Origin of the sequence: Citrobacter sp. CF971 (genome assembly GCF_006385635.1) — a bacterium.
Taxonomy (GTDB): Bacteria; Pseudomonadota; Gammaproteobacteria; order Enterobacterales; family Enterobacteriaceae; genus Citrobacter; species Citrobacter freundii.
Map to the genome: position 1 here is coordinate 2,306,428 of NZ_CP041051.1, position 15,774 is coordinate 2,322,201.

The 15,774-nt window shown below is 48.6% G+C and carries 12 protein-coding genes and 2 pseudogenes; 6 read left to right on the forward strand and 8 right to left on the reverse strand.

Annotated features, from left to right (window positions below; all coding sequences use genetic code 11):
• Window positions 1–161: 161 nt before the first annotated feature.
• The 3 genes and pseudogenes from E6P06_RS27995 to E6P06_RS14600 all read left to right on the forward strand — a co-directional run.
• A pseudogene (locus E6P06_RS27995) lies at window positions 162–392 on the forward strand (IS3 family transposase); the annotation flags it as partial.
• A 95-nt stretch (window positions 393–487) separates the two neighbouring features.
• Window positions 488–1,069 carry a cytochrome b/b6 domain-containing protein gene (locus E6P06_RS14595; RefSeq protein WP_001004932.1) on the forward strand — a complete coding sequence of 194 codons (582 nt, stop codon included), beginning with the start codon at window positions 488–490 and terminating at the stop codon, window positions 1,067–1,069.
• Window positions 1,070–1,203: 134 nt separating this feature from the next.
• A complete protein-coding gene (locus E6P06_RS14600; RefSeq protein ID WP_000549951.1) occupies window positions 1,204–1,893 on the forward strand; it encodes a VIT family protein in 690 nt (229 codons plus the stop codon).
• 157 nt (window positions 1,894–2,050) lie between these two features.
• On the opposite strand, the gene E6P06_RS14605 is transcribed toward E6P06_RS14600, so the two are convergent.
• The 5 genes and pseudogenes from E6P06_RS14605 to malX form a co-directional block, all read right to left on the reverse strand.
• Window positions 2,051–2,647: a hypothetical protein gene (locus E6P06_RS14605; protein ID WP_016537359.1), complete on the reverse strand. Its 597-nt coding sequence runs from the start codon at window positions 2,645–2,647 to the stop codon at window positions 2,051–2,053.
• Complete coding sequence (locus E6P06_RS14610; protein WP_000429602.1) at window positions 2,631–2,999, reverse strand: hypothetical protein; 369 nt, start codon at window positions 2,997–2,999, stop codon at window positions 2,631–2,633. Before E6P06_RS14610 ends, E6P06_RS14605 begins: the two co-directional genes overlap by 17 nt.
• Window positions 2,989–3,750 (reverse strand): lysozyme inhibitor LprI family protein, encoded by a 762-nt coding sequence (locus E6P06_RS14615; protein WP_176450293.1) that lies wholly within the window; start codon window positions 3,748–3,750, stop codon window positions 2,989–2,991. The genes E6P06_RS14610 and E6P06_RS14615 overlap by 11 nt, the downstream gene beginning before the upstream one ends.
• A 558-nt stretch (window positions 3,751–4,308) precedes the next feature.
• Entirely contained in the window at window positions 4,309–6,078 is a 1,770-nt protein-coding gene (locus E6P06_RS14625; protein ID WP_013096884.1) for a recombinase family protein, read from the reverse strand.
• Between the two features lie 85 nt (window positions 6,079–6,163).
• A pseudogene (gene malX, locus E6P06_RS14630) lies at window positions 6,164–7,294 on the reverse strand (PTS maltose transporter subunit IICB); the annotation flags it as partial.
• A 169-nt stretch (window positions 7,295–7,463) separates the two neighbouring features.
• Here malX and E6P06_RS14635 point away from each other — a divergent pair.
• Window positions 7,464–8,492, forward strand: coding sequence for a Mal regulon transcriptional regulator MalI (locus tag E6P06_RS14635; protein ID WP_003843556.1), 1,029 nt, complete (start codon window positions 7,464–7,466; stop codon window positions 8,490–8,492).
• Between the two features lie 47 nt (window positions 8,493–8,539).
• On the opposite strand, the gene E6P06_RS14640 is transcribed toward E6P06_RS14635, so the two are convergent.
• Window positions 8,540–10,048 carry a YdgA family protein gene (locus E6P06_RS14640; RefSeq protein ID WP_106902831.1) on the reverse strand — a complete coding sequence of 503 codons (1,509 nt, stop codon included), beginning with the start codon at window positions 10,046–10,048 and terminating at the stop codon, window positions 8,540–8,542.
• Between the two features lie 106 nt (window positions 10,049–10,154).
• Window positions 10,155–11,330, reverse strand: a complete 1,176-nt coding sequence (gene manA / locus E6P06_RS14645; protein ID WP_046670641.1) for a mannose-6-phosphate isomerase — start codon at window positions 11,328–11,330, stop codon at window positions 10,155–10,157.
• 262 nt (window positions 11,331–11,592) lie between these two features.
• Here manA and fumB point away from each other — a divergent pair, with 262 nt between their 5' ends.
• Both fumB and fumC read left to right on the forward strand, forming a co-directional pair.
• A complete protein-coding gene (fumB, locus tag E6P06_RS14650; protein ID WP_139935377.1) occupies window positions 11,593–13,239 on the forward strand; it encodes a class I fumarate hydratase in 1,647 nt (548 codons plus the stop codon).
• Window positions 13,240–13,380: 141 nt separating this feature from the next.
• The gene (gene fumC / locus E6P06_RS14655) at window positions 13,381–14,784 is read left to right on the forward strand and encodes a class II fumarate hydratase (RefSeq protein WP_057101511.1); all 1,404 of its coding nucleotides are present in this window, start codon (window positions 13,381–13,383) and stop codon (window positions 14,782–14,784) included.
• Here the strand turns inward: fumC and tus are convergent.
• Window positions 14,781–15,710 (reverse strand): DNA replication terminus site-binding protein, encoded by a 930-nt coding sequence (tus, locus tag E6P06_RS14660; protein ID WP_139935378.1) that lies wholly within the window; start codon window positions 15,708–15,710, stop codon window positions 14,781–14,783. The two genes, fumC and tus, sit on opposite strands and share 4 nt — an antisense overlap.
• Between the last annotated feature and the right edge of the window lie 64 nt (window positions 15,711–15,774).

Genomic DNA, 15,774 nt, shown 5'->3' on the forward strand with positions numbered 1-15,774 from the left:
ACCTGCTCCCCGTTGATTAACACACTGATGCCCGTAATGTCTTCATCATCGGTATGAGACCCTCATGAAGATGCTTTTTTCCGGCAAATAAATCATCAGTATCCTCTTCGAGGCTGGAACAGGGATTCTAAGCCATGTGCTTTGCCGTAAGAAGATCATTTCCGACGTCACCTAATGTGGCTTGGTGAATGGATTTTGTCATGGCTGCACTCTTCATCGGTCGTCGGATTAAGTGCCGTACGATCCACGTCGCTTTTGGAATTTCAAGCGTTCAGATATAAGCATTCTGTACAGCATTGCGTTGTTTCGTGGCTATCTGGCGACGATAAGAACCACTCAGGAACCTGAATTTACCTGTCGAGTACTGGGCCTTTGAACATGGTTTGGATATTACTGAGTGCATCTTGGTTTTGAGAAGTTAAGGTTATCATTAATAAAAAGGCATAATATTGAGTGGTCAACCAACCTTAAAAAAAGTGGCTAAATTATGAACGAAAATTTACGTAATGCTCTTCCTCACAAAAACACACCATTTCTACGTGTGCTGCATATCATCGTAGCTGTATTGATTTTATTGCAGATTATTAATTCAAACCTTACCGAAAGCGATGCGCTTAGTGACTATACTCTCACTGGGTTCGTAACATGGTTCCATGTTATCACTGGATTATCACTGATTGTCCTTGGGTTTGTCATGCTTGCATGGATGCTGACACAACGAGGATTTCGTTACTATTTTGCCTGGGTGGTCCTTGATTTTCGAGGTGTGGTTGAAGATATCAAAATGCTGATATCATTCCGTCTTCCTGAAGCTCATGCTGGTGGGATTGCTGCTCTGGTTCAGGGGCTTGGTGTACTTGCACTATTGGGCGTTGCATTATGTGGTGGATTCTGGTTTGCTCTCAATACTGCTCTTGGCACGTCACCTGTGCTGACAGAAACCGTCCTGCATGTGCATAAGTTTCTGACTGTATTTATTGAAACCTATTTCTGGGCACATGGTGCGATGGGGTTGCTGCATATCTTCCTCACCGTTCGTAGCCAAAGGAAAAATCCCGTTACCGAATAGTGCTGTAGGTTTATGATGGATAAGATGCCCTGTAATGGTTGGCTAAAACAGACTATAACCGCGCATTTATCCGTCAATGCATTTTCTATTTATCCGTAATTCCGATGAGTATGCGTATTTGAAGGAAAAAATATATGCATCTTGAACGACATAGTATCGAAAAAGTGGGATGGCTGAGGGCAGCTGTACTGGGGGCAAATGACGGAATTGTTTCGACAGCGAGCCTTGTTCTTGGGGTTGCATCTGCAAATAGCAGTCCTTCCGGTGTTTTACTTGCAGGTGTTGCAGGACTGGTTGCCGGAGCTATGTCAATGGCTACAGGGGAATATGTTTCCGTCTCATCTCAGGCGGATACCGAAAACGCAGCACTTGCCCAGGAAAAAAGGGAGCTGGAAACTGATTATCAGGGAGAGGTGCGGGAACTGACTTCACTTTATATGCAACGTGGACTGGAGCCAGAGCTTGCCCGGCAGGTTGCGGAGCAACTTATGGTCAAAGATGCCCTGGATGCTCATGCCCGTGAAGAACTGGGGTTGACGGATATAAATTCTGCACAGCCCCTACAGGCAGCTGTCTTTTCTGCCCTGAGTTTTTCCGCTGGTGCGGTGTTACCCTTAATCGTGGCATGGCTCTCCCCTCTGAAACTGGCTTTTTTGTTGATAATCCTTTCCACCCTTTTTTCACTGGCAGTCCTTGGCTATATATCTTCGGTTTTGAGTAAAGCCTCTCCTGTCAGGGCGATCATAAGAATTACGTTCTGGAGTACCATGGCTATGCTTTTGTCTATGGGGATTGGTCATTTTGCAGGGCAGGCCCTGCTTTAATGTTATGAAGCACAATTCGAGTACCATCTTACTGGCGATGCTTCGCAAAACAATTTGCAATGCAGCTCCCTTCAAACTCGATTCCTGCTTGCGCCAATACCTGTTGAAGGGGTGATGGAGGGGATTCTCCCCCTCCATTTCAAGGGCAAGGACAACGCTACTTCTGGCAAATTTCCCGGTCGTAAACGCCACCATTGACAACCAAAATTTGTCGTTTCTTCTTTGAAATCATATCAGTCATTATCTTCGAGTCATCAAGAAAGATACCACCAAAGGTTCCTGGTCGTGCATTCTTCCCGGCGATTATAATCAGATCCCCAATATTCAATGCAGCAACTTTATCGTTATTGTAATTCGTATCTTCAAATATGAACTTCAGGCCTTCATCTGAACCGGGAATACCCAATGTTACTACAGGATTTTTTCTGAAAGTAACAGTACCGATACCAGTTATTTTTCCTGTTACCATTAACTGACATTTTTTGAAGTCATTTGTTGCCCTGAATTCATGTTGTTCAAACCGCGCATAAACTTCCCCTGTTGTATACATTCGCGGAAGTATATCGATTATCGATGGTTTGGATGGTTGCTCAGGTTGTTGCTGAGTTACGGTATCAGCATTTACCTTGGCCTTCACTTCGGGGGTTTTAGGCTGATATGGGGGGGGCGTCAGCCCGTAAAGGAGATTGATGCCGTAGGCTATTGCGACGGTTATGACTGCTATTTTAATATAACGTTCATAGGGTGATTTCATTTCGTTCTTCCATGAATTCTATTTTGGTAACATGATTGCCATTGCGGTGTATTTTCATATTGTCTGTTGGGGACTTCACCGTATTACGAATTTCGTTCATTGTTTCTTTCGATAACATATCGCAGCCTTCCATATACATAACCCTACGGGTATCGGTATCTGGTATGTTAGTGAAACTGCTACTGACCCATGAATCAGGTATTTCGATTTCATGTATCAACTTCATATACTCAATGATAAACGTATCTGTCAGGTGAAATCGTCCGACCGTGTATTTTCCTGTATAGGCATTAGAAGAAGATAAAGCTACCCAATCGTTTTTTAAAACCAAAGCCAGCGCATTATTTTCCATGTTCAGATTCCAGTTCACGAATGCGATTGTTCGTCATGTCGATAAGACATTTCTGCTCATTATTGCAGGCGGATTTTTGCTTTATCCATTCTCTTTGAGAAGGGAGTAAACGTTTTCGTGTTTCAGGACTAAGTCTTTTCCAGACAGCATTAAGTTTCTCATCGCTTGCTTCATAACTGGGTGTATCGACATTTGAGGTTACTTTATTGTTTTTGGGGGCCTCGCTGCCGCTGCTATAGAAAACGGGGGCACGTACTCCCTGAGCGTAGTCTTTAGCTGCTTTTTCCCACACGCTTTTCCCATTGGCAGTCAACATTTTTCCGAACTCAGTGGTGTCGAAACTGTAATTGCGGATCTCGCCATTGAAATCCAGCTTCACGTTAACGGCTGTTGACTTCGAAATGCCAGTCAAGAAATCACCAGCTTCGGACCCGAAGGAACAAGCGACTTCTTTAGTATCACTGACATTAGGGCGTAACCCGTGCATCGTGAATCTGCCGTTATCAGTTGTAGCAGTGATATCTACCAGCGGAATGATTGATGAGGATTGCTTTGTCATCGCGAAGCATATCCCCTTCAGATTTACATCCCTGTCCATCCCGAGAAACATCAGTGCGTTTTTGTCGCTGCTGGCGACACCCATTGATTTTGCCTCTGGCAAGAAATACACGGTACTGGAGGCGGTGGTTAAACCTGAAACGAAAACAACACCTGACGCCATGATTTTTAGCGTTTTAATAAGAATTGTCATTCTGGATACCTTCTTTCTTTCGCACTCCATCGTGGACAGAGTATTCATTCCGTGAGTCTTGTTTACGAGAAACACTAACCGAAGAATCATGATCTTACATTGATCTATGAAATCTATCAATATCGTATAATTGATCTGTAAAAACGATCGATTAACATGGGGAGAAGAGGGGGAAGATGCGAAGGGTATTGTTTTTAAAGGGTTTTAAAATGGTTCATATGCTTGGTGTTAACATCGGGCGGCGGGCAGCGGTTAGTCTTGAATACTGCGATTGAAAGACATAACAATCTACTTTGTGCGGGGTTTCCGGCAACCATAGAGGTGTTTCGATAAGGAGCGGTGCAATAAGTACAGTTCGTTGACAGAATGAATACGATGTAATTTTGAACCCTTGCTCTACAACGCTCTGTATCAAGTTTTACGGGGGTTTTATATTGAACGATGCCTGAAGTCTGCTTTAATCGCTCTGACAAGATACAGAGCGATTCATGGCTATATAGCGATGGATTACGCTAACATTTCTGTGGGGCAATTTTACAATGGCACTAACACTTACCTTTATTCCGTCAGTTCATCGATCAGTGTTCGGGGATGATCTAGTCGTTTTTTCGCTTCCGTCATGAACTTGTCTCGGTTGATCAATATGTCAATATGGTCATGCAGTATCAAACCTTCAGATTCAAGAATTTGAATATCGTTGATAGTCTGCGCTTCAACATAAATCTTACCCTTCTTCCAGCCTGAGTTGTTTTCGATAACGATACGCTGTTTATGCTGATCGCGGTATGTGATGGTAAACAAGTTGTGTTTCTTATCTATTCTGGAGCAATCTACGCGCATAATAACGGTCTTAATGTTTGCTCTTATTTTTGTGCGTAAAGGGTTAAGTGCGTCATCAATGTCAAACTTCCTGAACTTGTCCCAACCTTCAGTGTTCATTTGCACGATTGATTCATCGTATAGTCTTTTTTCCACTATCAGACTTTGTTTTTCTTGTTCTAGTTGATCAATTTGCGAAGTGAGGCTATTAATGATCTCAGGGCTTTTAGCTGAACCTATAGCCAATACATAGTTCTCAATTTGCGATTGTATGTCCGCTATTTTCCCTTCTAAACCAGATGGTTGATATTTCGTCTGTAAGAATATTCTATCGGCTATTAGTTGTAAAATCGTCCTTTCAAGGGTGCTTGCCCTGAATCCCCACTTATTACAATCTTGATGTAAATCTCTGGATGCACATTGGTAACGGTAAGCATGTGGATGGTTTTTAAGGGTTGATTTAGCCTTAACCATGTAACATGAGCAGTGCGCACAGTGCAAAATACCAATACCGGAAAGTAATGGTATTTCTGGATTACTCTCGCGATTCGGGGCAAATCCTTTGTTTCCAACTTGGAGCTTTAACGCTTCATATTCATCTTTGCTGATGATCGCAGGGTAATAATCATCCAGAACGTATTCTGCATTGTTTACAGTGATTACTTTTCGTCCATAAATGGCAGGTTCAAGGATTCTGGAACAATGCTGCATATTCCATATACCTTTTGATTTTTTGTTGCCAATAACCGGTCCATCGTAGTTGTTTTTCAGATGTTGAAGGATCATCCGATTTGACCAACCGTCTTGTTTTAACTGGATAATTTTTTTTGCTATGGGGAACAGGACTGGATGCGGATTGACATATCCAGTACTTGAATCTGTCCACCATTTATCCGACCCTAACTCTTTAATTGCGACTACAGGATCACCTGGTTTCCGTTCCTGGTGACGTCTGATCTTGGACAGAGCACTTGCAATGGTGCGGTGTGATTTGGTTGAACTTTCTTCGTTTGCACGGCTGAACAACATCACGCTAAACATCAGTTGCTGCAATGTCTCGGTGTTTACTTCAGTCTGTCTGTAAACCTGTTTATCAATCCCGGTAATTACCGTGATGCCATTAAGTAATAAGCTGGTGAAAAGGTTAACCGCTTGCATGGCGTTCTGGCGTGAGAAGCGATCAAGGGATTCAATCAAGAGGAAAGACCCCTTTGGGATCAAACCGGATTCAACTTGGTCTATGAAATCCGATAAAGCTCCTTCCTGAACGTTTTTACCCTTGTACGCGGATACCCCTAAATCTTGGTATTCCTCGAAAATCTCCAGATCGTACTCAGTAGCAATCTGTTTTGCCATTTCAGCAATGTAGCTCTTCTGACGCTCAATCGAACTACCTTTACCTTGTCGTTCGCTGGAGTAACGGATATATGAATATAAGCGTGGACGATTCATGGTATTGAATTTCACTGGAAGTACTGTATTTCTTAAGATTGTAACATGTGCAGACATTGGTCATCACCTCCTTGGTAATCCATTGGGGCGACAGGTATAGCTGTTTTTACGCCTCAATTCTTAATGAGGTGTATTTTACTTTAGTGTTACCGATGGTGACGCCAAGCACTGCCATCACAGTGAAGCCAAGACCGGTCAGCAGGGCGTGGATCACATACAGAACTGGGGCAACGAACAGGAATAAGAACTCAAGGGGCTCGGTGGTACCGCCGATCACACAGGCAATAAGACCGGAAATTAATAACCCTTTAATTTTATGACGATTTTCAGGGCGAGCACAGTGGTACATAGCGAGCGCTGCCCCCGGTAAACCACCGAGGAACGCAGGCATTTTGCCCTGCGACAGGAAGCGGGTTGCGCTTTCAGAGAAACCTTGTGTTGTCGGGCAGCTCAGTTGGGCCTGGAAAATAGTCAGTGCGCCGCTCACGCTGTGACCGCAGACTTCTTGCGTGCCGCCAGCCTCGGTGAAGCGAATGAGCGCCACCAGAATATGATGCAGACCAAACGGCAGCAGCAGACGTTCACCGGTACCAAACAGCATTGGGCCAAATTCTCCCGCGCTGTTGATGATGTGGCCGAGCCCGGTAATGCCCATGGCGAAAACCGGCCAGATCAGGGGAATAACCAGCCCGACCAGCCCCATCACCACCGAGGAGATGATAGGCACAAAGCGGGTGCCGCCGAAGAAAGCCAGCGCATCCGGCAGACGAATGTTGTGGAAACGTTCATGCAGCATCCAGACGATGATCCCGGCAATAACAGCACCGAGGATCCCAGTATCGATCGACTGGATCCCCAGGATATTCTGCACGTTGTTGGCCTTCAGGATCGCGGCATCCGTGGTAGGTAAGATACCTTTCGCGGTTAACCAGAAGTTGACGGCAAGGTTCATGACCGCATAACCAACAAAACCGGCAAATGCCGCTACGCCTTTGTTCTCGCGAGCAAGGCCGAGAGGTATGGCAATACAGAACATCACCGGTAAGAAACTAAACGCAAATGAGCCTACTTTGCTCATCCAGGTAAAGATGGCCTGCAGTACCGGATTACCCAATGCCGGGATCAGTGTTAAGACATCATGGCTGCTTAACGAGCTGCCGATCCCCAACATGATCCCGCAAAATGAGAGTAGCGCTACGGGGAGCATAAAGGTTTTGCCCAACTGCTGGAAAAATTCCCATAACGTTATTTTTGGTGTAGTTCTCGTCGTCATCAAACGACTCCTCGTAAAAGCTAGCTGACTAATGATGGCGAGAAGATAAAACGTTTTACCTAATTTTAGTGCGGTATAAATCACATTATCGAACGATAATAGGGCGTATAAATATAAGTGATTGATAAAACGTTTTATCCGTCACGTTATCAGGGAGTTTTCCGTTTTTATGGCTATAGCCAAAAAAATAACCATCCATGATGTTGCGCTGGCCGCGGGCGTTTCGGTCAGTACTGTCTCATTGGTGCTTAGTGGAAAAGGTCGTATTTCATCCGCGACAGGCGAACGCGTGAATGCCGCTATTGAGCAACTCGGGTTTGTGCGTAATCGCCAGGCATCGGCGCTGCGTGGCGGGCAGAGCGGGGTAATTGGTTTGATTGTGCGCGATCTTTCTACGCCGTTTTACGCCGAGTTGACGGCGGGTCTGACGGAAGCATTAGAAACGCAGGGGCGCATGGTCTTTTTATTACATGGTGGCAAAGATGGCGAACAGCTCGCGCAGCGTTTCGCTATGTTGCTAAATCAAGGGGTTGATGGTGTGGTGATCGCCGGGGCTGCCGGCAGTAGCGACGACCTACAACAACTGGCCGCCGATAAGGGGATACCGGTGGTGTTTGCTTCTCGGGCAAGCTACCTGGATGATGTCGACACCGTCAGACCTGACAACATGCAGGCTTCGCAATTGCTGGTTGAACATCTTATCCGCCACGGACATCAGCGAATAGCGTGGTTGGGGGGGCAGAGTTCCTCATTGACTCGCGCAGAGCGTGTCGGCGGCTATTGTACGACGTTGCTAAAGTATGGTTTACCGTTTCATAGCGACTGGGTGCTGGAGTGTTCATCCAGCCAGAAGCAGGCCGCAGAGGAGGTAACCGCGCTGTTACGTCGTAACCCAACGATCAGCGCTGTGGTGTGCTACAACGAAACCATTGCCGTTGGCGCCTGGTTTGGCCTGATGAGAGCAGGGCGTCAGAGTGGTGAAATTGGCGTAGATCGCTATTTCGAACAGCAGATCTCCTTAGCGGGATTTGCCGATGTAGCGGAAAATGCACTGGACGATATCCCCATTATTTGGGCCTGCACGCCTGCGCGTGAAATGGGATATACCCTTGCTGAGCGCATGCTGCAGCGCATTGGGCACGATGATGGTCATTCGCGTAACCTGACGCTTTCCGCCCGTCTGGTGGTGGCCAAATAAAAAAGGCCCGATAAACACACGGTTATCGGGCCTGTTGTCACGCGTATTTACTGTTGCGGGATAGCCGGGGCATCCGGTTCGCCAAGAGAAGGCATACCGAACATGCCAACAAACTCATCCAGCGGCATTTTTTGTCCGTTTAACGTAACCTGTCCGTTTGCGTATTGCAGGCTGGAGCCGATGACGTTGTCCTGCATCGTTGTAATACGGAACATCTGACCCATTGCCGCCAGGCCATTCACCTGTTGCTTCGCAAGATCGGCCGCTTGCTCCTGCTGATAGCCTTCAATTTTGGCGATCTGCGTCATGAACTCAGTCGCCATATCGACCGGAATCGTCAGCTTGGCATCCAGTGATTTGACCGAACGATCCACTTCCTGAGCCAGCGTTTGTGGTTCCTCAGTATTTGCTGTCGGATCTTTTAGCAGCAGTGACAGATTAAATGCGGTTTCACCTTTCGCATTTTTCCAGCTCAGCGGGGCAATGGTGATAACCGGCTCGCCTTTCATCAGTATCGGCAGCGCATTGAAGAAAGCTTCGGTGACTTTTTGCTGATAAAGCTCAGGATTTTGTACCACATCGATCTGCGCCATCAGCGCCTTGGTTTGGGCGCTATACTGCTGACTGAACTGATGCAGGGCTTCACCGTCAATCTGGGCAACTTTCAGCGTCAGCTTACCGCTACCCATATCCTGGCCCTGCAATTTAAGGCTGTTCAGCGTGTAATCCAGCTGGCTGTTGACAGTTTTACCGTCGTTAACCAGATCGGATTTGCCATCGATACCCATGCCTTCCAGAACCGCCAACTCTTTACCCTCGACCGAGATCGATAGTTTTTCGAGTGACAATTTCTGGTCGCCGATGCGCTCACCAAAGCTGGCAATACTGCTGGAACCCTCAGTCTTCAGATTATTGAAAGTCATTTGTACTTTCTGGTCATACTCGTTGACAGCATTGACCACGCCGCTTTGCGCATTGCCTGTCAGCGAGACAGCGTTACCTTCTTTGTCTGCTGTAAACTGGAATTCCCCGCCGCTGAAGGCTACTTTTTCGTCGCCTTTCTCGTAGTTCAGTGGTTTAAGGGAAAGATCGGAACGGGTATCGCCGCTGTAGCTGATACGGGAGTTAATGACAAATGGCGACTCACCCTTGGCAATATCAAACAGCGGTTTGGTAACGTCGTTATTCACCAGCGTCGTTTTCACGGAGGCCATAGCCGGAACCAGATTCAGTGACTTCAGTTGGGTCAGTGGGAAGGGACCGTGATCCACCGTTTCATCCAGGACAATACTTTGCCCCGGTTTCAGCCAGGAATCTGCCTGCCCGGCTATTGGTTTCACCACCAATTGCAGTTGGCTATTGAACACCCCGCGCTGGTAGTTTTGATAACTCAGTTCAATACCCGCCTCAGGGGAGAAACGTTTTAACTGATCGTTTGCCTGCGTCACCATCTCGGCGAGATGCGTTTCGAGTTTCTTTCCTGTGTACCAGGCGCCGCCCGTCCAGACGATACCCAGCGCAACCACCACACCCGCAGCTACCAGCGATTTTTTCATTTTGATATCCATAAAATAAAACCAGGCGTTTGAAGACGCCTGGAGGAGTGACATGTCTTTAACTTACTACAGCTTAGCAAGAGTTGTTAAAAATATCAGTATCTTGCTAAAGCTTGTTATAAACCCGGGCTAAACGACCTGCGCCACTGATGTTAACCGGAGATTCATTCGCACCAATAAAGGCCGATTCACCCGGTCGCAGAACCAGACGTTGCTCGCCTTTGCTCAGTACAGCTTCACCTTCTATGCAGAACAAAATGGCCGCACTTTGCTGGCTGATATCTGCGCCACTGGTAGTAAGCTCATGCAGGGAGAACGCAAAATCGTCAACCGGGATCGGGAAGTCCAGTTCGCCATCAGACTTAACCGGCGTGGTCAGTAACTGGTTTGCTGGCTTGGCGACAAACTGTACGTTGGCGACCAGTTCCGGGATATCAATATATTTTGGCGTCAGTCCGGCACGCAGCACGTTGTCCGAGTTAGCCATCACCTCAAGCGCCACACCTTGCAGGTAAGCATGCGGGGTTTCGGCAAATAAGAACATAGCTTCGCCTGGATTGAGTTTCACCACATTGAGCAGCAGCGGGGAGAAGAGCCCACTGTCGTTCGGGTAGACGTCGGCGATCAGACGGATGGTTTGCCAGGGTTCACCCTGCTGGCTGTTCAGCGCTGATTTCAGGATCGCCAACGCATGGGATTTCTCCTCAGCCTGCATATTCAGCAAGCTGGCGAAAAGATAGCTCAGACGTTCTGCACTCGGCTCTTCCAGGAAATGCGCAATAGCCGGATGTGCGGCGGAGACGGGTTGTAACAATGCAACAATGTCAGAGAACTCGCGGAATGCGTTCATCGCCAGGAAAGGCGTCAAAGCAAAAACCAGTTCCGGTTTGTGGTTAGGATCTTTGTAGTTGCGCTCAGCCGCATCCATCGGGATCCCTGCGGCGTTTTCTTTGGCAAATCCAATTTCAGAGTTGTGCTTGTTAGGATGAACCTGAATCGAAAGCGGTTGTGCAGCGCAGAGCACTTTAAACAGGAAGGGCAGCTCACCAAAACGCTGCGCAACGGCATCGCCCAGCAGTGCGGATTTATCGTGCTCGATAACGTCGCGCAGAGCAACCGTCTGGCCGTCAGCGCCCAGAACCTGCGAACTGCTTTTCGGATGCGCACCCATCCACAACTCAGCCATCGGTTGCTGAGTGGGGTTGGCAATGCCATAGAGTTCCGTTAACGCCGTTTTACTTCCCCAGGCGTAGTTTTGCACTGAGTTGATGAGTTTTTGCATTATCAAGCCCTGTTTCAATGTGGAATTTTCTACGGCTATTAAACCAAGAAACCCTGAGGGAAGTAACCTGCACATGTAAAAAGTCGTACTTGTCTCAGTTTTTGTTAAAAAAATGTGTAGGATATGGAGACTCGCTTTTAATACCCTGAGAGATTCCGGTTGCAGACAGCCCTTCCTTCTACAACCGGATCTGCGGCAGGGAAGCAGGGCAACGGAACATCTGCCCAGAGAATAACCAGACCGAGCAGTAAGTGAGAGCACAATGTCAAACAAACCCTTTCATTATCAGCATCCTTTCCCCCTCAAAAAGGATGATACCGAATACTATCTGCTGACCAGCGACTATGTCTCTGTTGCCGAATTTGAAGGGCAGGAGATTGTTAAAGTCGCGCCACAAGCTTTAACCCTGTTGGCTCGTCAGGCCTTTCATGATGCGTCGTTTATGCTGCGTCCCGCACATCAACAGCAGGTAGCCGATATTCTGTGCGACCCAGAGGCCAGCGAAAACGACAAGTATGTGGCCCTGCAATTTCTGCGTAACTCTGACATCGCGGCAAAAGGCATTTTGCCGACCTGTCAGGACACCGGAACCGCGATTATCGTGGGTAAAAAAGGTCAGCGTGTCTGGACCGGTGGTGGCGATGAGGAGGCGCTGGCTCGAGGCGTCTATAACACCTACATCGAAGACAACCTGCGCTATTCACAAAACGCAGCGCTGGATATGTATAAAGAGGTGAACACCGGCACCAACCTGCCAGCACAGATTGATTTGTATACCGTCGACGGCGATGAATACAAATTCCTGTGTATTGCCAAAGGTGGCGGTTCGGCGAACAAAACCTATCTGTACCAGGAAACCAAAGCGCTGCTCACGCCGGGCAAATTAAAAAATTACCTGGTTGAAAAGATGCGTACGCTGGGTACTGCGGCTTGTCCGCCGTATCACATTGCGTTTGTGATCGGCGGAACGTCAGCGGAAGCTACGCTGAAAACGGTGAAACTGGCTTCGGCTAAATACTACGATGAGCTGCCGACCGAAGGTAACGAACATGGGCAGGCATTCCGTGATGTGGAGCTGGAAAAAGAGCTGCTGATTGAAGCGCAGAATTTGGGGCTGGGCGCGCAGTTTGGCGGGAAGTACTTCGCGCATGATATCCGCGTGATCCGCCTGCCGCGTCACGGCGCGTCGTGTCCGGTTGGTATGGGCGTCTCTTGTTCTGCTGACCGTAATATCAAAGCCAAAATCAACCGTGAAGGTATCTGGATCGAAAAACTGGAACATAATCCAGGTAAGTACATTCCAGAAGAGTTGCGTCAGGCGGGAGAGGGCGAAGCGGTGCGCGTTGATCTCAATCGTCCGATGAAAGAGATCCTGGCCCAGCTGTCGCAGTATCCGGTCTCTACGCGTTTGTCACTCAACGGTACAATTATTGTTGGCCGTGATATTGCGCATGCGAAACTGAAAGAACGTCTGGATAACGGTGAAAGTTTGCCGCAGTATGTTAAAGATCACCCGATCTATTACGCCGGTCCGGCAAAAACGCCGGAAGGCTACGCCTCTGGTTCGCTTGGCCCAACCACGGCCGGACGTATGGACTCGTATGTTGACCAGCTTCAGGCCGCTGGTGGGAGCATGATTATGCTGGCGAAAGGCAACCGTAGCCAGCAGGTGACCGATGCTTGCCATAAACATGGCGGCTTCTATTTAGGCAGTATTGGCGGCCCTGCCGCGGTGCTGGCCCAGGGCAGTATCAAGAGTCTGGAGTGCGTGGAATACCCGGAACTCGGGATGGAAGCCATCTGGAAAATTGAAGTGGAAGATTTCCCGGCGTTTATCCTGGTGGATGACAAAGGCAATGATTTCTTCCAGCAAATTCAGACGTCGCAGTGCGCACGCTGCGTTAAGTAACGTCAACCGCCCTTCGGGGCGGTTTTTTTTACCGCACGAACCACCAAACGACAGTTTTATCCTCGTTAATACTCATAAGACCAACGCAAGTGGGCAATGTCGAAACATAACCTAATCAATTGTTAATGTAAGGAGCAGGTAATGGTAACGGTACGCCGCGAGAATGATTCAATGGGGGCGATTGATGTTCCTGCCGATAAGCTTTGGGGCGCGCAAACCCAACGTTCACTGGAGCATTTTCGTATCTCTACGGAGAAAATGCCGGTCTCGTTGATCCATGCGCTGGCGCTGACTAAACGCGCCGCGGCAAAGGTTAACCAGGATCTTGGGCTGCTGGCGGAGGATAAAGCCAGGGCTATTATGCAGGCTGCAGATGAGGTGTTGGCAGATAAACACCGCGATGAGTTCCCGCTAGCCATCTGGCAAACTGGGTCCGGCACGCAAAGCAATATGAACATGAACGAGGTGTTGGCAAACCGGGCCAGCGAGTTGCTGGGCGGCGTGCGGGGGATGGAGCGAAAAGTACATCCCAACGATGATGTCAATAAAAGCCAAAGCTCGAACGATGTCTTCCCGACCGCAATGCACGTTGCCGCACTGCTGGCGCTGCGTAAATCACTGATCCCTCAATTAAATGTGCTGACCAAAACGCTCAGTGATAAGTCCCACGCTTTCGCCGATATCGTTAAAATTGGTCGTACACATCTGCAAGATGCAACTCCACTTACGCTTGGCCAGGAGATTTCCGGCTGGGTAGCAATGCTAGAACATAACCTCAGACACATTGAAAACAGCTTACCGCACGTGGCAGAGCTGGCGTTGGGGGGAACCGCGGTAGGTACCGGACTGAACACTCATCCCGAATACGCCCGCCGGGTTGCGGATGAACTGCGGGTCATCACCTGTGCGCCGTTCGTTACCGCACCGAATAAATTTGAAGCGCTCGCCACCTGCGATGCCCTGGTTCATGCTCACGGCGCGCTAAAAGGACTGGCAGCGTCGCTGATGAAAATCGCCAACGATGTACGCTGGCTGGCATCCGGTCCACGGTGTGGTATTGGGGAAATTTCAATTCCGGAAAACGAACCGGGCAGCTCAATCATGCCAGGCAAGGTCAATCCAACCCAGTGTGAAGCGCTGACTATGCTTTGCTGCCAGGTGATGGGCAACGATGTCGCCATCAACATGGGCGGGGCGTCAGGTAACTTTGAGCTCAACGTCTATCGACCGATGGTCATCCACAACTTCCTGCAGTCGGTACGCCTGCTGGCGGACGGTATGGAAAGCTTCAATGAACATTGCGCGACGGGGATTGAGCCTAATCGTGAGCGAATCGATCAACTGCTCAACGAGTCGCTAATGCTGGTGACCGCGCTCAATACCCATATCGGTTACGATAAAGCGGCTGAAATTGCCAAAAAAGCCCATAAAGAAGGGTTGACCTTAAAAGCCTCTGCTCTGGCGCTGGGATATCTAACCGAAGCGGAGTTCGACAACTGGGTACGCCCGGAGCTGATGGTTGGCAGCATGCGGCCAGGCAGTTAATCCGCAACGTACAGGTGCAGCCGGGGAATAATCAATCTCAACGGCTGCGCCTGAGGTTTAAAACGATGCTGAACGTTTTCGGCATCATAATTCAGTAGCTCACCGATATCCGGTACGGTCATACCGTTGTCGTTATTAAGCAAAGCAATCAGTGGCGTCGGGCAGGCATATTGCACCTGTTTTTGCTCTCCTTTGTACCAGACGCGGGCAATAGGCTGCACTTTTACCGGCCTTTTGATCTTCAGGCGGGCCTGCTGCGGTAAGGCGGCGATATCCTGATATTCGCGTTCAAGCTTCGCCTGCCATTCTTCACGTGTCCAGGGATGTACGCTGCGCGGTGACGTCAGGCTTTTTTCCAGTTGCTGCAGTACTTCATCGCGTTTCAGGTTTTTAATGATGTGCTTATTAGCCCAGCCAAATCGTAGGGTGGCAGGATCGCGGACTACGGTTAGTGTGCGATAGGCATTCAGAGTAATCAGCCCTGGCAGATGACGATGCACCCATTCGAAACGTGCTGCCGGCGCCAGCCCTGATTCCACTGTAACAATGCGCTCGAAGGTGGTTTTCAACTGGTTTATACGCTGGATTTGTTCTTCCAGAGTATATTGCGCCGCGTTATCAACCTGATAGCACAATACACCCGGTAGGCGGACGGCTGCTTTGCTGCTGCGGTTTTCGGACTGCTGCTGAATAAACAGGTGACGGTAATGGAGCAGTGCCAGCGCTTCAGCCTCTTTGCCTAAATGCTGCTTAACATTAATGCTCTGCAGAGGGGCATGCTCTGCCTCTTTAACCACTTCCGGTAACGAGAATACGCGCGCAATCAGCAGCGTCTGCTGCAACAGGTTTTCGTTCAAAAGTGCCAGTTCTTGTTCCATCTGGCGAAAGGTGCCGTTCAGGCGGTCAACAAGATCGTAACGGGCCATAGGTTTACCATTTTAGTTACAACATACTTTTTTATAGCACAACCTCCGCCGCCTGACCACCGAG

Excerpts from the sequence above, each read along its gene's own strand:
- E6P06_RS14640 (WP_106902831.1), bottom strand. The coding sequence starts at position 10,048 with ATGAAAAAATCGCTGGTAGCTGCGGGTGTGGTGGTTGCGCTGGGTATC.
- fumC (WP_057101511.1), top strand. The coding sequence starts at position 13,381 with ATGGTAACGGTACGCCGCGAGAATGATTCAATGGGGGCGATTGATGTT.
- E6P06_RS14635 (WP_003843556.1), top strand. The coding sequence starts at position 7,464 with ATGGCTATAGCCAAAAAAATAACCATCCATGATGTTGCGCTGGCCGCG.
- manA (WP_046670641.1), bottom strand. The coding sequence starts at position 11,330 with ATGCAAAAACTCATCAACTCAGTGCAAAACTACGCCTGGGGAAGTAAA.
- fumB (WP_139935377.1), top strand. The coding sequence starts at position 11,593 with ATGTCAAACAAACCCTTTCATTATCAGCATCCTTTCCCCCTCAAAAAG.
- E6P06_RS14625 (WP_013096884.1), bottom strand. The coding sequence starts at position 6,078 with ATGTCTGCACATGTTACAATCTTAAGAAATACAGTACTTCCAGTGAAA.
- E6P06_RS14605 (WP_016537359.1), bottom strand. The coding sequence starts at position 2,647 with ATGAAATCACCCTATGAACGTTATATTAAAATAGCAGTCATAACCGTC.
- tus (WP_139935378.1), bottom strand. The coding sequence starts at position 15,710 with ATGGCCCGTTACGATCTTGTTGACCGCCTGAACGGCACCTTTCGCCAG.
- E6P06_RS14595 (WP_001004932.1), top strand. The coding sequence starts at position 488 with ATGAACGAAAATTTACGTAATGCTCTTCCTCACAAAAACACACCATTT.
- E6P06_RS14615 (WP_176450293.1), bottom strand. The coding sequence starts at position 3,750 with ATGACAATTCTTATTAAAACGCTAAAAATCATGGCGTCAGGTGTTGTT.
- E6P06_RS14610 (WP_000429602.1), bottom strand. The coding sequence starts at position 2,999 with ATGGAAAATAATGCGCTGGCTTTGGTTTTAAAAAACGATTGGGTAGCT.
- E6P06_RS14600 (WP_000549951.1), top strand. The coding sequence starts at position 1,204 with ATGCATCTTGAACGACATAGTATCGAAAAAGTGGGATGGCTGAGGGCA.